Source organism: Streptomyces sp. NBC_00224, from assembly GCF_041435195.1.
GTDB lineage: Bacteria > Actinomycetota > Actinomycetes > Streptomycetales > Streptomycetaceae > Streptomyces.
This window is the reverse complement of record NZ_CP108106.1, coordinates 3,293,304-3,306,630: the sequence shown is the minus strand read 5'-3', so window position 1 is coordinate 3,306,630 and position 13,327 is coordinate 3,293,304. Positions and strand designations below refer to the sequence as shown.

At 71.3% G+C, this 13,327-nt stretch carries 14 protein-coding genes, 1 tRNA gene and 1 riboswitch; of the genes, 8 read left to right on the top strand and 7 right to left on the bottom strand.

Going from position 1 to position 13,327, the window contains the following annotated elements:
* The first annotated feature begins 17 nt into the window (after positions 1-17).
* Genes OG965_RS14845 through OG965_RS14830 form a run of 4 tightly spaced genes read left to right on the top strand, consistent with a single transcriptional unit; the run spans position 18 to position 5,318 of the window.
* Positions 18-1,181: an HpcH/HpaI aldolase/citrate lyase family protein gene (locus OG965_RS14845; protein WP_371652541.1), complete on the top strand. Its 1,164-nt coding sequence runs from the start codon at positions 18-20 to the stop codon at positions 1,179-1,181.
* Positions 1,178-3,802: a phosphoribosyltransferase gene (locus OG965_RS14840; RefSeq protein WP_371652540.1), complete on the top strand. Its 2,625-nt coding sequence runs from the start codon at positions 1,178-1,180 to the stop codon at positions 3,800-3,802. The genes OG965_RS14845 and OG965_RS14840 overlap by 4 nt, the downstream gene beginning before the upstream one ends.
* Positions 3,799-4,635, top strand: a complete 837-nt coding sequence (locus tag OG965_RS14835) for an HAD family hydrolase (RefSeq protein ID WP_371652539.1) — start codon at positions 3,799-3,801, stop codon at positions 4,633-4,635. The genes OG965_RS14840 and OG965_RS14835 overlap by 4 nt, the downstream gene beginning before the upstream one ends.
* 20 nt (positions 4,636-4,655) lie before the next feature.
* Positions 4,656-5,318, top strand: coding sequence for an O-methyltransferase (locus OG965_RS14830; RefSeq protein WP_371652538.1), 663 nt, complete (start codon positions 4,656-4,658; stop codon positions 5,316-5,318).
* A gap of 50 nt (positions 5,319-5,368) precedes the next feature.
* Here the strand turns inward: OG965_RS14830 and OG965_RS14825 are convergent, their stop codons facing one another.
* From OG965_RS14825 to OG965_RS14815, 3 genes are all read right to left on the bottom strand, one after another.
* Complete coding sequence (locus OG965_RS14825; RefSeq protein WP_371652537.1) at positions 5,369-5,578, bottom strand: zinc ribbon domain-containing protein; 210 nt, start codon at positions 5,576-5,578, stop codon at positions 5,369-5,371.
* A 37-nt stretch (positions 5,579-5,615) separates the two neighbouring features.
* Positions 5,616-6,173, bottom strand: coding sequence for a DUF4383 domain-containing protein (locus OG965_RS14820; RefSeq protein ID WP_371652536.1), 558 nt, complete (start codon positions 6,171-6,173; stop codon positions 5,616-5,618).
* A 79-nt stretch (positions 6,174-6,252) separates the two neighbouring features.
* Complete coding sequence (locus OG965_RS14815) at positions 6,253-7,656, bottom strand: hypothetical protein (protein ID WP_371652535.1); 1,404 nt, start codon at positions 7,654-7,656, stop codon at positions 6,253-6,255.
* Positions 7,657-7,841: 185 nt separating this feature from the next.
* On the opposite strand from OG965_RS14815, the gene OG965_RS14810 reads away from it, so the two are divergent.
* Together OG965_RS14810 and OG965_RS14805 are read left to right on the top strand one after the other, a co-directional pair.
* Positions 7,842-7,913, top strand: a tRNA-Val gene (locus tag OG965_RS14810).
* Positions 7,914-8,089: 176 nt separating this feature from the next.
* A complete protein-coding gene (locus OG965_RS14805) occupies positions 8,090-8,317 on the top strand; it encodes a helix-turn-helix domain-containing protein (RefSeq protein ID WP_371652534.1) in 228 nt (75 codons plus the stop codon).
* Between the two features lie 117 nt (positions 8,318-8,434).
* Here the strand turns inward: OG965_RS14805 and OG965_RS14800 are convergent, their stop codons facing one another.
* Together OG965_RS14800 and OG965_RS14795 are read right to left on the bottom strand one after the other, a co-directional pair.
* Entirely contained in the window at positions 8,435-8,926 is a 492-nt protein-coding gene (locus OG965_RS14800; protein ID WP_371652533.1) for a hypothetical protein, read from the bottom strand.
* Complete coding sequence (locus OG965_RS14795) at positions 8,926-9,399, bottom strand: hypothetical protein (RefSeq protein ID WP_371652532.1); 474 nt, start codon at positions 9,397-9,399, stop codon at positions 8,926-8,928. The genes OG965_RS14800 and OG965_RS14795 overlap by 1 nt, the downstream gene beginning before the upstream one ends.
* A gap of 695 nt (positions 9,400-10,094) precedes the next feature.
* On the opposite strand from OG965_RS14795, the gene OG965_RS14790 reads away from it, so the two are divergent.
* Complete coding sequence (locus OG965_RS14790) at positions 10,095-11,042, top strand: hypothetical protein (protein WP_371652531.1); 948 nt, start codon at positions 10,095-10,097, stop codon at positions 11,040-11,042.
* Here the strand turns inward: OG965_RS14790 and OG965_RS14785 are convergent.
* A complete protein-coding gene (locus OG965_RS14785; protein ID WP_371652530.1) occupies positions 11,039-12,046 on the bottom strand; it encodes an NAD-dependent epimerase/dehydratase family protein in 1,008 nt (335 codons plus the stop codon). The genes OG965_RS14790 and OG965_RS14785 overlap by 4 nt on opposite strands.
* Positions 12,047-12,258: 212 nt before the next feature.
* A complete protein-coding gene (locus OG965_RS14780; protein WP_371652529.1) occupies positions 12,259-12,828 on the bottom strand; it encodes a histidine phosphatase family protein in 570 nt (189 codons plus the stop codon).
* 68 nt (positions 12,829-12,896) lie between these two features.
* Positions 12,897-13,054, top strand: a riboswitch (cobalamin riboswitch).
* A 33-nt stretch (positions 13,055-13,087) separates the two neighbouring features.
* On the opposite strand from OG965_RS14780, the gene OG965_RS14775 reads away from it, so the two are divergent.
* Positions 13,088-13,312 (top strand): CbtB domain-containing protein, encoded by a 225-nt coding sequence (locus tag OG965_RS14775; protein WP_371652528.1) that lies wholly within the window; start codon positions 13,088-13,090, stop codon positions 13,310-13,312.
* The last annotated feature ends 15 nt before the right edge of the window (positions 13,313-13,327 follow it).

Here is a 13,327-nt window from a genome sequence, read left to right as displayed (position 1 = left end):
AGTACAGGGGAATCCATATGCGTCACTTCGGGCACGTTCCGCCTGCTGCTCGTAAGGACCTGTTCCACCGGGAACCCGTCGAGTTCGACTCGGACTCTCCCGCGCGGGTGCTGTCCGCCGCCCTGGGGGCGACGCTCTACAGCCCCGCGACCCGCCCCACGCTCGCCGACGACGTGCTCAAGCAGGCCCGCCGGGGTGTCGTGTCCATGGTGCTCTGCCTGGAGGACTCGATCGACGACGCCGAGGTGGCGGGGGCGGAGGCCAATCTGGTCCGCCAGTTCGCCGACCTCGACGCGCGCGGCGGACAGACCCCGCTGCTGTTCATCCGGGTCCGCGAGCCCGCCCAGATCCCCGATCTGGTGCGGCGGCTCGGCTCCTCGGTGCGGATGCTGTCCGGATTCGTACTGCCGAAGTTCACCGAGGAGCGCGGGGTGCCGTTCCTGGAGGCGCTGGGCGCGGCCGAGGCGGCCTGCGGGCGGCGGCTGTTCGCCATGCCGGTGCTCGAATCGCCCGAGCTGCTGCACCTGGAGACCCGCTGCGAGACGCTGACCGGCATCGCCCGGACCGTCGACAAGTACCGCGACCGGGTGCTGGCGCTGCGGCTCGGCGTGACCGACTTCTGCTCGGCGTACGGGCTGCGGCGCTCGCCGGACATGACGGCGTACGACGTGCAGATCGTGGCCGGGGTGATCGCGGACGTGGTCAACGTGCTGGGCCGCGCCGACGGCACGGGCTTCACGATCACCGGCCCGGTCTGGGAGTACTTCAGGCTCCAGGAGCGCATGTTCAAGCCCCAGCTGCGCCGCAGCCCCTTCCTTGAGGGGCGTGCGGAGGAACTGCGCGACACGCTGATCGAGCACGACATCGACGGCCTGCTGCGCGAGATCGAGCTCGACCGCGCCAACGGGCTGCTCGGCAAGACCTGCATCCACCCCTCGCACGTGGTGCCGGTGCACGCGCTGTCGGTGGTCAGCCACGAGGAGTACAGCGACGCCCGGGACATCCTGCGGCCGGAGCGGGGCGGCGGCGGAGTGCTGCGTTCCGCGTATACGAACAAAATGAACGAAGTGAAGCCGCACCGTGCGTGGGCCGAGCGGACTCTGCTGCGCGCCGAGGTCTTCGGCGTCGCGCACGAGGACACCGGCTTCGTGGAGCTGCTGACCGCCGGCCTGGCCGGATGACAAAGACGGAGAGCGTCGACAACGTGGTGGTCTGGTCGGGAACGTGGGTCGCGGAGCGGCTCGGAGTCGAACTCCAGGGTGACGAGCGGTTGCCCGAGTTGCTGGGCCTCGCCCTGCGCCGCAACCCCAAGCGTGCGCATCTGCTGGTCTCCAACGTGCTGGGCAAGCACGTGCCCCAGCGGCCCTCGCGGGTGTACGGGGCGGGGTACGCGCTGGGCGAGGAGGTACGGGAGCTGCTCGGCCCGGAGGCGGCCGGAGCGGTCGTCCTGGGCTACGCGGAGACCGCGACGGGCCTCGGCCACGCGGTGGCGGACGGCCTGGGCGCGGCGCCCTACCTCCACTCCACGCGCCGCCCCGTCGAGGGGGTCGCGCGGGCGGGCGGCTTCGAGGAGTCCCACTCCCACGCGACCTCCCACCTGCTGCTGCCGGAGGATCCGGCGCTGCTGGCGGGGGACGGGGTGCTGGTCCTGGTCGACGACGAGTTCTCGACCGGCAACACGGTCCTGAACACGATCAGGGCGCTGCACGCGCGGTACCCGCGCACCCGGTACGTGATAGTCGCCCTGGTCGACATGCGCTCCCCGGCGGACCGCTCCCGCCTGACCGCGTTCGCGGCGGAGATCGGGGCGGAGGTGGCCCTGGTGACCCTGGCAGCAGGAACGGTTCTCCTGCCGGAGGGGGTGCTGGAACGGGGGATGGCACTGGTGGCGCAGCACGAGGCCGCGGCCGAGCCGGACCCGCGCCCGGCGCCGCTGCCGGCCGAGCACGAGAATTCCCCCACCCCGCCCCTTCCCGAAAGCCCTGACCGGGCGGCCACGACGCCTGCGGCTGCCTCTGCTGTTCCCGCTGCCGCTGTGGGCATGCGTGCCGCCAGGGGCGGCACGGGTGGGCACAGCGGCACCCCGGCGCCGGGCGCCGTTCCTTCGACCCCAGCCCCGGTCCGCGTCGGCCTCCCCTGGCCCCCCAACATCCCCGACGGCGGACGCCACGGCTTCACCCCGGCGCACCGCACGCACCTGGAAGCCGCGCTTCCGCAGATGGCCGCCGCCATCAAGGGAGCCCTGGGGCCCACCCCCGGCCGTACCCTCGTGCTCGGCTTCGAGGAGCTGATGTACGCACCCCTGCGCCTCGCCCTCGCCCTGGAGCGAACAGGAACGGACGTCCGCTACTCGACCACCACCAGGTCGCCCGTGCTGGCCGTCGACGACCCCGGGTACGCCATCCGCACCCGCCTGGTCTTCCCCGCCCACGACGACCCCGCCGACGGCCCCGGCGAGCGCTACGCGTACAACGTGGCCGGCGCCGGGTACGACACCGTCGTGGCCGTCGTCGACTCCGCCGCCGACACCCCCGAACTGCACGCCCCCGACGGCCTGCTCGCCAGGCTCGCCGCGCACATCCCGCACGTCGTGCTGGCCGTCGTCCCCTCGTACGTACCCAAAGGTGCCCCCATGCCCGAGCCCCTGCCCGAGCCCCTCCGGGGGCCCGCCTTCTCCTCGTACGCGCCCGACGAGGTCGGCTGGCTGCTCAAGGACCTGTCCGGGGTCGAGCTTGAGGCGCCGACCGAGGAGCGCGAGGAGGCGATCCAGAGCGGCGGCGCCCACTACGCGGAGTCGCTGCCGGTCGAGTACCAGCCGTCCCCCCAGTACCAGGAGCTCTTCCGCACCGCGCTCGACTCCTCGGCCGAGCGCATCGCCCGTGCCGTGGGCGTCGTGACCGAGACGGTCCTGGCCGAGCGGTCGCCCCGCCCGGTCCTGGTCTCGCTGGCCCGCGCGGGCACCCCCGTGGGCGTCCTGATGCGCCGCTGGGCCGGGCAGCGGCACGGGCTCGACCTGCCGCACTACGCCGTCTCCATCGTGCGCGGCCGCGGCATCGACCCCAACGCGCTGCGCTGGCTCGCCGCCCACCACGACCCCGCCGACGTCGTCTTCGTCGACGGCTGGACCGGCAAGGGCGCCATCACGCGCGAACTGGCCGCGGCGATCCGGGAGTTCGCCGAATCCTCGGGGGTTGACCGCTTCGACCCGGAGATCGCCGTCCTCGCCGACCCCGGCTCCTGCGTCCGTACGTACGGCACCCGCGAGGACTTCCTGATCCCGTCCGCGTGCCTCAACTCGACCGTGTCGGGGCTGATATCGCGGACCGTGCTGCGCAAGGACCTGATCGGGCCCGGCGACTTCCACGGCGCCAAGTTCTACCGCGAGCTGGCGGACTCCGACGTCTCGGTGGACTTCCTGGACGCCGTCGCCGCCCGCTTCGACGAGGTCGCCGCCGACGTCGAGCGCGAGGCCAAGGCGCTGCGGGCCGCCGACCGCAGCCCCACCTGGGAGGGCTGGGCCGCCGTCGAGCGGATCAGCGAGGAGTACGGCATCCACGACGTCAACCTCGTCAAGCCCGGCGTCGGCGAGACCACCCGCGTCCTGCTGCGCCGCGTCCCCTGGAAGATCCTGGCCCACCGCGACGCCGGGGCCGACCTCGACCACGTACGCCTCCTTGCGGAGCAGCGCGGGGTACCGGTGGAATGGGTCGACGACCTGCCGTACAGCTGCGTAGGACTGATCCACCCCCAGTACACGCGCGGGGCGACCGGCGCCGACGGCAAGGCGGTGGCCTCCCGATGAGCACCCTGATAGCCAGCGATCTGGACCGTACGCTGATCTACTCGGCGGCGGCCCTCGACCTGACCATGCCCGACCCCCGGGCGCCTCGGCTGCTCTGCGTCGAGATCCACGAGCACAAGCCGCTCTCGTACATGACCGAGAACGCGGCCACCCTGCTCGCCGCGCTCAAGGCGGACCCGGACACGGTCTTCGTGCCCACCACGACCCGGACCCGCAAGCAGTACCAGCGCATCCAACTGCCGGGCCTGCCCGCGAAGTTCGCCATCTGCGCCAACGGCGGGCAGCTCCTCGTCGACGGGGTGGCCGACCGCGACTGGCGGCGGCTCGTGGACGCCACGATCGCCGCCGAGTGCGCCACGCTCGACGAGGTGCGCGCCCACATCTCGGCCACCGCCGACCCGCTCTGGCTGCGCAAGGAGCGGGTCGCCGAGGACCTGTTCGCCTACCTCGTGGTCGAGCGCGCGCTGCTGCCCGAGGACTGGGTCAAGGAGCTGGGCGCCTGGGCCGAGGAGCGCGGCTGGACGGTCTCGCTCCAGGGCCGCAAGATCTACGCGGTGCCGAAACCGCTCACCAAGAGCGCCGCCGTGCACGAGGTGGCCCGCCGCACCGGCGCCGAACTCACCCTGGCCGCCGGGGACTCGCTCCTCGACGCGGACCTGCTGCTCGCCGCCGACGAGGGCTGGCGCCCGGGCCACGGCGAGCTCGCGGACTCCGGCTGGACCGCGCCGCACGTCGACGTCCTCGACGAGCGGGGCGTGCTGGCGGGCGAGGAGATCGTGCGCCGGTTCGCCGCCCGCGCCACGGCCTCCCGCAATGCGCTCGCCACGCCCTGACCGGTCGCATACTCGCCCGTATGACCAAGGGAAACAGCACGAAGATCACCGACGAGCTGTACGCGTACATGCTGGCGCACAACCCGCCCCTGGACGCGGTGCAGCGCGAGCTCGTGGAGACGACGTACGCCCGGCTGCCCGACCACGCGGGCATGCAGTCGGCCGAGGAACAGGCCCCGCTGCTCGCGTTCCTCGTCCGGCTGGCGGGCGCCCGGCACGTGGTGGAGGTCGGCACCTTCACCGGGTTCTCGGCGCTCGCCATGGCGCAGGCGCTGCCCGACGACGGACGGCTGATCGCGTGCGACATCTCGCAGGAGTGGACGGCGTACGGCCGCGAGGCCTGGACGAAGGCGGGCGTGGCGCACAAAGTGGAGCTACGGATCGCTCCGGCGCTCGACACCCTGCGGGCGATGCCCGCCGAGCCGCACATCGACTTCGCCTACCTCGACGCGGACAAGGACAACTACATCGCGTACTGGGAGGAGTTGGTGCCCAGGATGCGGCAGAACGGCCTCATCGCCGTGGACAACACGCTCTTTCACGGTGAGGTCCTGGACCCGGCGGCGACCGGTCCCGCCGCCGGGATCCAGCGGTTCAACGAGCACGTGAGGCGGGACGAGCGGATGGACACGGTGATGCTGATCGTGGCGGACGGCCTCACATTGTCGCGGAAGCGACACTAGGGGCGCGGGGAACTGCGCGCCCAGCCCCATACGGCCCGCAGTCAAAGCACCTACCCGCAGCAGCCCCCACCACAACACCCGCCCCCGCCGGACGGCGCAGGCGCACCCTTGGCCATCCCACCCACAGCCACGGTGGACAGCAACTTCACCGTGTCCTCGTGCCCGGCAGGGCACATCGCGGGCGCGGCGGACTCGGCCATGGGCCGACTGAGCTCGAACGTGTCGCCGCACGAGCGGCAGCGGTAGTCATAGCGAGGCATGGCCCAAGGCTAACGGGCCTGCCGCGGCCGCGTGCGCTTACCGCAGGGGCCGTTCCCGTACGCCCGGCTCCGCCTGCGCCTCCGCCTCGCGCCGCGCCCTCCAGTACGGGTTGTCGTGCGGCAGATGGCTGCTGACCCGCCCGTACATCCCGAAGACCATCAGCGCCAGACCCACCAGGAAGCTGAAGATCACGTTCTGCATCTTGAAGGCGAGGAAATTCTGCGAGCCGCGGTCCAGCAGGGCCAGGTTCACGAACCCGCTGATCAGGAACAGCACCCCGAGAGACATGTTCAGCCAGGAGGCGAAGTTGCCGCCCTTGACCATGCCGTAGAGGAGCAGCGCCCCGACGACGATCGAGATCACGCTGAGCGTGCCGTTGGTGCTCAGCCCGGCGACCTCTTTGCCGCCGGTGTCGAAGAACCCGATGTTGTGGGTGAGCCCCAGGATGCCGAAGACGAGCAGGAACAGCCCCATGAGCCCGGCGCCGAAGCGGTACACCTGGCTCAGCCGGTGGTCGACGGGCAGATGCTCGTCGAGGGACACATGGGGGGTACGCATGGGGTGGCGCAGGGGATGAAGCGGCTGGGTGGCCATGGGCGGCCTCCTCGTGTCGTCCGTACCTCCCAGGATCCGCCCGCCGCGCGGCGGAGACAACTCGTCCCGGTGACGGCCGTCAGGCCCCGTGCCCCCGCTCCTCGCGGATCTGGGCCACCACGCGCGCGGTGGTCTGCCGGACCGCCTCGGTCTCGGTGAGGAAGTGCCAGTAGTCGGGGTGGCGGCCCTCCAGCGTGGCGATCGCGCGCTCCAGGCGCGCCACGGCGTCGTCCAGCGGGCGGGCGTCGCGCGGGTCCGGGGTGTTGCGGCCGGACATCGCGAGGCGCTGTGCGTCCCGGATCGCGAACCGCGTCCGCTGGATCTCCTGCTGCGGGTCCTTCGCGACGGCGTTGAGCCGCTGGAGCCGGTCCCCGGCGGCCGAGACGGCCTCGTCGGTGGAGTTGAGGAGCGCCCTGACCGTGCTCAGCCGGGAGGTCGCGTCGGCCCAGCGCTGCTCGTCGCGCGCGGTGGCCGCCTCCTTCAGCTTCTCCTCGGCCTGCCGTACGTTCGCGAGCGCCTGGTCGGGCACCTGCTGGAGGTCCTGCCAGCAGGCGGCCGCGAACCGGCGCCGCAGCTCGCTCAGGACCGGGTCGACGGTCCCGGCCCGGGTGGTCAGCGCCTGCGCGCGCGTGCGCAGCGAGACCAGGCGGCGGTCGATCTCGGCGGCCCGCTCGGGCAGCCGCTCGGCCTCGGCACGCACGCCCTCGGCCTCCCGCAGCACCCGGTCGGCCCGCTCCAGGGTCTCGGGCACGCCGTGCTGCCCGGCGCCCTGGTTGAGCCGGGTCAGCTCGGGCCCCAGTGCGGCCAGGCGGGCGGCCAGATCGTCCGCTCTCAGTCCGGACGCCCGCACCGAATCGAGAGCGGTGCTCGCGCCCAGGAGCGCCTGTCGCGCCCGCTCCACGGCCGGCGCGAGCCGTGCCAGCTGGGTCTCGGCGGTGGAGAGCAGCGGCCCCAGGCTCTGCTCGAACCGGTCGAGCTCGCCCTTGACCCGTACGAGGTCGTCCTTGGCCTTCGTCAGCTCGCCCCGGGCCCGGGAGGCCACCGAGGCCTCCAGGCCGTCGCGGTCCAGGTCGTGCGCGTCGACGGCGGTGATGTAGTCGTTGCTGACCTCGTCGATCCGCCGGCCGAGCGCCGCGAAGTCGTCCACGGCCTTGCGGGCGCGCGGCGAGCTGTCCACGGCGGTGATCGTCTCGATGGAGATCCGCAGGTCCCGCTGGGCGGTGTCCAGCTCGTAGAAGGCGGCTGCCGCCGCGTCCTTGGCCGCCTGCGCGTCGGCCCGCACGCTCTCCCCGCGCCCGCCGAACCACCGCCGCGTCCCGCCTCCGGCGAACGCCCCGGGCAGCAGCGCGGCCCCGAGCACCAGCGGCAGCGCGACGAGCGCGAGCGCGTCCCCGAGGGCCCGCCGCCCCCCGGCGGCCCGCACCGCGACACCGGGGACGATGGCACCCGCTCTGCTGTACGGCCGCGCGTGTGTCGCCGTCACATCCCTCTCCCGTGCCGTGTCCGCCTGCCGGTTCATTCTCCCACCTGGTACTGACGAACACACGGCCCGATTAGTTCGCGCTCTCCCCCCCCCGACCCGGCCCGACCCCGCCTGCCCCCACGAACGGGTTTGCAGCTCCGCCCCGGGGGCCATGTACGCTGTTCCCTCATCCACGGATGTGCCACGGGCGTGTAGCTCAGGGGTAGAGCGCTGCTCTTACAAAGCAGATGTCGGCGGTTCGAAACCGTCCATGCCCACCGTGAGGCTCCGTAGCAGGTAGGAGCACGATTAACAGCCCCTCAGTCTTGATCGACTGGGGGGCTGTTGCGTGATCGAAGTCCACTAAGAGTCCACATTCCCAAGTGATCATGCTCATGTGTCACTCCCGCGGGGTTTTACATGCTTTTGATCATGCACCCACGAGCGTGGGCAGGTGCCACGCTCCGCCTGGGTACTCACCCGCCGACGGGCCGTCGGTGACCGCATCCGCGAGGCACGCCTCCACGCGAAGCTGTCGCAGAAGACAGCGGCGATCCGGTGCGACATGGACCGAGCCACGTACAACCGCATCAAGCAGGGCCAGTCGTCACCTTCGCTCGACTCCCTGATCCTGATCGCTGAAGCGATCAGGATCCCACCCGCCCATCTTGTCGCCGCGTAACCCCGGCCGCGTGCCAGCGGCTGGCAAGCGGCCGAGGTAGGCACCCGCCCCCGGCGGCCCAATCCGACCGGGAGCGGGCGGTTCATCGGGGTGCGGGCTCCTTGTGCAGCGGGTCGCTCACAGCGTCCGCTCCGCCGACCGCGCCTGTCGCAGCCTGCGTTGGCCGAGCGCCACCAGGTCGGCCACGGCCCGCGCCGCGCACACGGAGCCCACCGCGTTCGGCGGCAGGGTCCAGTACGGGCCGGGCCGTGCGGTCAGGTCGATGCGGGGCATGCCCAGCCAGGTTCCCGGGCGTAGGCACTCGACGCGCGGCACTCGCCAGGCAGCGTGCGTGCCCGGTGGAACGAGTGCGTAGTACCAGACGCCGACGCCGTACGCGTCATGGATGACCGCTCCGTCCTCCAGGGCCTCAGCGAGGAACGAGGCGACGGTGTCCGGGTCCTCGCCGCCCGCCGCCGCGTGGACGATGTCGGCGGGCAGACGGATTGCGTCGAACTTCTCGCCGGTCGGCACGAGTGCGACACCCACGGCGAACTCCCGGCGGGCCTGCGCCGGCACGTCGTGGGCCGAGGCGAGCCAGTCGGTGATGGCTTTGCTGGCTTGGTTCATCACGGCGCGCTCACTTCGTTGGGCTGGACGTAGCTGATGAATGAACCGGCGGCGAGCTCCCGGAACGGGGCGGCGACGGCCAGATGCGCCGCCGTGAGCGTCACGAGGCCCTGGATCCGCCCGTCCTCCAGCAATCGCAGCGCGCGGGTGAGGCCCGGCCGTTTGTCCTTCGGGCGGTCCAGCGGCCCGACGTCATACAGCGCCGCCGTCACGATCCAGCCCTGGGCCGAGGCGTAGGTGCGGAGTGCGTCGAGCATCGTGTCCGGGTCGCGGCTGTCGGAGATGCAGGCGTACAGGCCGACGCAGCAGCCGCCCGTGGCCGGGCCGGCGGGGGCGAGCTGCCCCGGCTCCCAGGTCTGGCCCTCCAGGACCACAGCGGTCCCGGCCGCCTCGGCGCAGCCACGGTGCGCATAGCTCGTGTGGTCGCCACCGGAGTCAGCGACGAACATGCGGGTGATGACGTCTGCACCCATCTCGTGGCACACCTCGCAGCGCCGGTACTGCGCCAAAGCACAGCGCTCCGAGGCGGCTCTGCCCGTTGCCTGGCCGATTCCGCGAGTCGTATTCACCAATGCCCCCTCATACATGGCCGGTTTGTCTGGCCATCCAGGCTCGCGATCTAGGCGAAGGCGCACCATGCGCTGGAGCTATCACGTGGGTCTCACACGACGCGGCGGGGTTTCACATGGATATCACCTCGCCGAGAGCCGTTCCACGGCACTCTGGGAGGGCGATAGTCACCATGCTGACCGGCTGGCGCCATTGGCCTGGCGCATGCTCCGGAGGGACGCTCATGTCGCAGCAGGAGCCAAGGAATCTGCTCCATGCCCTGACGCTGGCCCGTGGCTGGCCGTATGCGGAGGTGGCGGCGGCATACCGACGGGTCGGCAAAGAGATAGGCGCCGCACACGACGACGACCTGTACCGGACCGCAGACATCTCTGAACCTACGTGGCGTCGGTGGACGAGTGGGCACCCCGTGGTCCCGAACCCCCCAGCACCGCGCATCTTGGAGCGATTGTTTGGCCTTACGGTCCGGGAACTGATGGCCCCTGCTCCGAGCCTGGAAGCGGTCACCTCAGAACCAGTGCTCAAGGAAAGTGATATCGCCATGACTGCTCGTGAGGCCTCGGCCCACGCCGCGGACGCCTCGGCCCACCTTCCCGACATGACCCTCGACCAACTCGACGACGAAGTCCACGCCCTGGCGATCGATTACGACACGACTGACCCAGTCGCTGCGTTCCGCAGGGCGGAGGAACTGCTGCTCGACGCGCAGGACAAGCTGACACGAACTCGGCGCCCGAGCCAGCAGTCACGCCTCTACCTCGCAGCCGGCCAGGCCGGGGCACTCCTGTCGGTCGCTTCGTTCGATCTCGGGATGCTCGGCCCGGCAACGCAGTTCGCCCGCACTGCGGCTATGTACGGACAGGTCATCGAGCATGCTCCGCTCCAGGCGTACGCCCATGGCGTCCTTGCCTACCTGGCCTATTGGGACGGGCGCCCCACGGCGGCGCTGCGGGACATCCAGATCGCCAAGTCTTTTGCCGCCGTGGGGGATACGGGCCGCATCCGACTATCGGCAATCGAGGCGCGGGCCTGCGCGCACCTCGGACGCGTCCGCGAGGCCGAGCGGGCGGTGCAGGCCGCCCTGGAGTCGGGCAGCGGCGTACGCGACGAGCTCCACGACGACATCGGAGGCGGGTTCGCGTTCCCGCCCGCCCGCGCCGCGATGAGCCACACGACGACATACCTCGTGCTGGGCGACAGCGCGAAAGCCGAGGCATCGGCACTCCACGCGTTGGCCCTGCTGGACTCCGGACCAGTCGGGGATCGACCGGTCCACATGCGGGTAGTGGTGGACCTAGCGCGGGCGCGCCTGCAACGAGGTGAGCTAGAGGGCGCAGAAGAGGCGCTTGCGCAGGTATTCGCAACTCCGGTCGCTTGGCGGACCATTGGCCTCGTCGATCGGGTCTCGCATCTGCGGGCGGGCCTGACGCGGCCCGAGCTGGAGGGTGCGCCTGTCGCGCGGCTGCTGGGCGAGCGTATCGAGGACTTCATCACGGCGACGGCTGCCCGGTCGCTACCGGGCAGCCGCATCGCGATAGAGAGCTAGTCCAGCTCGGCGAGGATCGCGGCTTCCTTCACAGGGTCGATCCCGTGGTCGGCCCAACGCGGATGAGCCACCGGACCGTCTCCGTCACACAGCCATGCCCAGGTGTCGGCCACGGTGTCGGTGAGCGGACGGCACACCAGTCCTGCTGCCTGTGCCCGGGTCGTGTCGACAGCCCATGTGCCGGCGGCGGTGCGCCACAAGGGGAGCTCAGTCCATTCGCGGACGCCGTGGGACGTGAGCACTTCATCGGCCGCCCATACGAGGTGTCCACGCCTGCCGGTCACCGTCACGCATGTAGTCAGGAGATCGTTCATGGTGGCTCGACCTTGCGGCGCGGCCAAGTTGTACGCGCCGCTGATCGTGTCCATGAGAGCGAAGTCCGCGACGTCGCGTACGTCGATCGGCTGGATCGTCTTGTCCGGCCGCCCGGGGGCGAGGATGCTCTCGCCACGCTCCGCCCGGCGCAACCACCAGGGCAGACGACCGACGTACTCGCCAGGTCCAAGGATGACGCTCGGCCGGAGGATCGTGGCGCGGCTGCCGAAGACGCTGGACACGGCTGCCTCGGCTCCGGCCTTCTGCTTCCCGTAATGCAGAGTGACGCCCTCGGCCACCCCGAAATCGCGGTCGGCGTTCGGGAGTGCTGGATAGAGGGGGCTGGCCTCGGACAGTGGCTCGTTGGGCCATCCCTTGTAGGCGTTGACCGTGGATACGTATACGTACCGGTCGACGACCGACGCGAGAGCCTTGCTGCTGTCGAGGACCTGCCGGGGCGCCATCTCGGACGCTGATGTGTCGATCACCACATCCCACGGGCCGAGTCTTGCGAGGCGTTGGAGATCGTCGGTGTTGGTGCGGTCGCCATGGACCGATTCGACGTTCGGAAGGTCGGGGCCTGAGCGCCCGCGGTTGAAGATGGTGATCTCCCGACCGCGAAGCAGCGCAGCCTCGACAATTGCGCGTCCCAGGAACCAGGTGCCGCCGAGCAGGAGAGTGCGTCGCATGTTCTTGATCCTGCCCGTCAACACTGGCAGGACGAAAGACCCCCTGCCCGGCCCGAAGGCCAGACGGGGGGCGTCTTCATACGTACTGCCTGCGGTACGGGTCCAGGGCCAGCGACGGCAGACCCCTCCGAGCCGGTGGCGGAGTCGATGGCGAGGCCGCGTCCCTGCGGCACACCAGCGCATCCGGATCCGACGGCGGGGGACCTTCGTCGTTACTGCACCCCCTCCGCCGGCCGCCCGCACCGCAGGTTCCAGCGGCCCGCGCGGCCCGAGAGTTCGGTCAGGGACAGGGGGGCCACGTCCAGGCGCCAGAAGGAGGCGGGCGGCAGGGCCAGGGCGTGGGTCACGGACGCGCGGACCACCGCCGGGGAGGCGACCGCGAGGATCCGGCCGCCCGCCGCGGGCAGCGTGTCCAGCCACGCGCCCACGCGCGCGACGAGCGCGAGCAGGCTCTCCCCGCCGTGCGGCGCCGCCCCGGGATCGGTGAGCCAGGCCCGTACCCCCGTGGGATCCGTGGCGCTCAGCTCGTCGAGGCGCCGCCCCCGCCAGCGGCCCAGATCCCAGTCGGCCAGGGCCGGTTCGTCGCCCGTGGGCAGGCCGTCCGCCAACTCGTAGCGGGAGGCGGGCGGTTTCAGCCGACGGGCCGGCACCGGAAGCGCCGCCGCCGCGTCCTTGACCCTGCGGACCGCGCCCTCGTCCGGGGCGGCCGCGTCGTCGCCGACTCTCGCCTCGCGCGCGTAGCGGTCGGCCGGGGGTGAGATCAACATCACGCGTACGGTCATGGGTCAAGCAGAGCACGGCCGTTCGCGCACTTCGCGCGGGGGCTGTGCCCCCGCGCGCCGTAGCGGCGCGGTCCCTCACGCGGTACGGTCTCGTCGACATAAAGACGGTGTGAAGGAAGCCCGGTGAGAATCCGGCACGGTCGCGCCACTGTGAACCCGGCGAGCGCCCTCAACAGGGAGCGAAGACGGGGAAGTCAGACCCACCACCGTCGACAAAGGCACCAATGACCGGGACGCGTGTTCCCCAGGAGGTTCTGCCGTGGCACTCTCCGCCGCCCCTGCGCCCAGCGCAGCAGCAACGCCGGCCATCACCCCCATATCGCTCAAGGCGATCGCCCCCTGGGCGCTCTTCTTCGGCATCCTCATGCTCGTCCTCCTGTACTTCGTCGGCGCCGAGCAGGGCGCCACGAGCCTCCTCTCCGGTGAGAACGTCCACGAGTGGGTCCACGACGGACGCCACCTGCTCGGCTTCCCCTGCCACTGAGACCAGGGGAACCAA

Excerpts from the sequence above, each read along its gene's own strand:
- OG965_RS14845 (WP_371652541.1), top strand. The coding sequence starts at position 18 with ATGCGTCACTTCGGGCACGTTCCGCCTGCTGCTCGTAAGGACCTGTTC.
- OG965_RS14840 (WP_371652540.1), top strand. The coding sequence starts at position 1,178 with ATGACAAAGACGGAGAGCGTCGACAACGTGGTGGTCTGGTCGGGAACG.
- OG965_RS14835 (WP_371652539.1), top strand. The coding sequence starts at position 3,799 with ATGAGCACCCTGATAGCCAGCGATCTGGACCGTACGCTGATCTACTCG.
- OG965_RS14830 (WP_371652538.1), top strand. The coding sequence starts at position 4,656 with ATGACCAAGGGAAACAGCACGAAGATCACCGACGAGCTGTACGCGTAC.
- OG965_RS14825 (WP_371652537.1), bottom strand. The coding sequence starts at position 5,578 with ATGCCTCGCTATGACTACCGCTGCCGCTCGTGCGGCGACACGTTCGAG.
- OG965_RS14820 (WP_371652536.1), bottom strand. The coding sequence starts at position 6,173 with ATGGCCACCCAGCCGCTTCATCCCCTGCGCCACCCCATGCGTACCCCC.
- OG965_RS14800 (WP_371652533.1), bottom strand. The coding sequence starts at position 8,926 with ATGAACCAAGCCAGCAAAGCCATCACCGACTGGCTCGCCTCGGCCCAC.
- OG965_RS14795 (WP_371652532.1), bottom strand. The coding sequence starts at position 9,399 with ATGGGTGCAGACGTCATCACCCGCATGTTCGTCGCTGACTCCGGTGGC.
- OG965_RS14790 (WP_371652531.1), top strand. The coding sequence starts at position 10,095 with ATGACCCTCGACCAACTCGACGACGAAGTCCACGCCCTGGCGATCGAT.
- OG965_RS14785 (WP_371652530.1), bottom strand. The coding sequence starts at position 12,046 with ATGCGACGCACTCTCCTGCTCGGCGGCACCTGGTTCCTGGGACGCGCA.
- OG965_RS14780 (WP_371652529.1), bottom strand. The coding sequence starts at position 12,828 with ATGACCGTACGCGTGATGTTGATCTCACCCCCGGCCGACCGCTACGCG.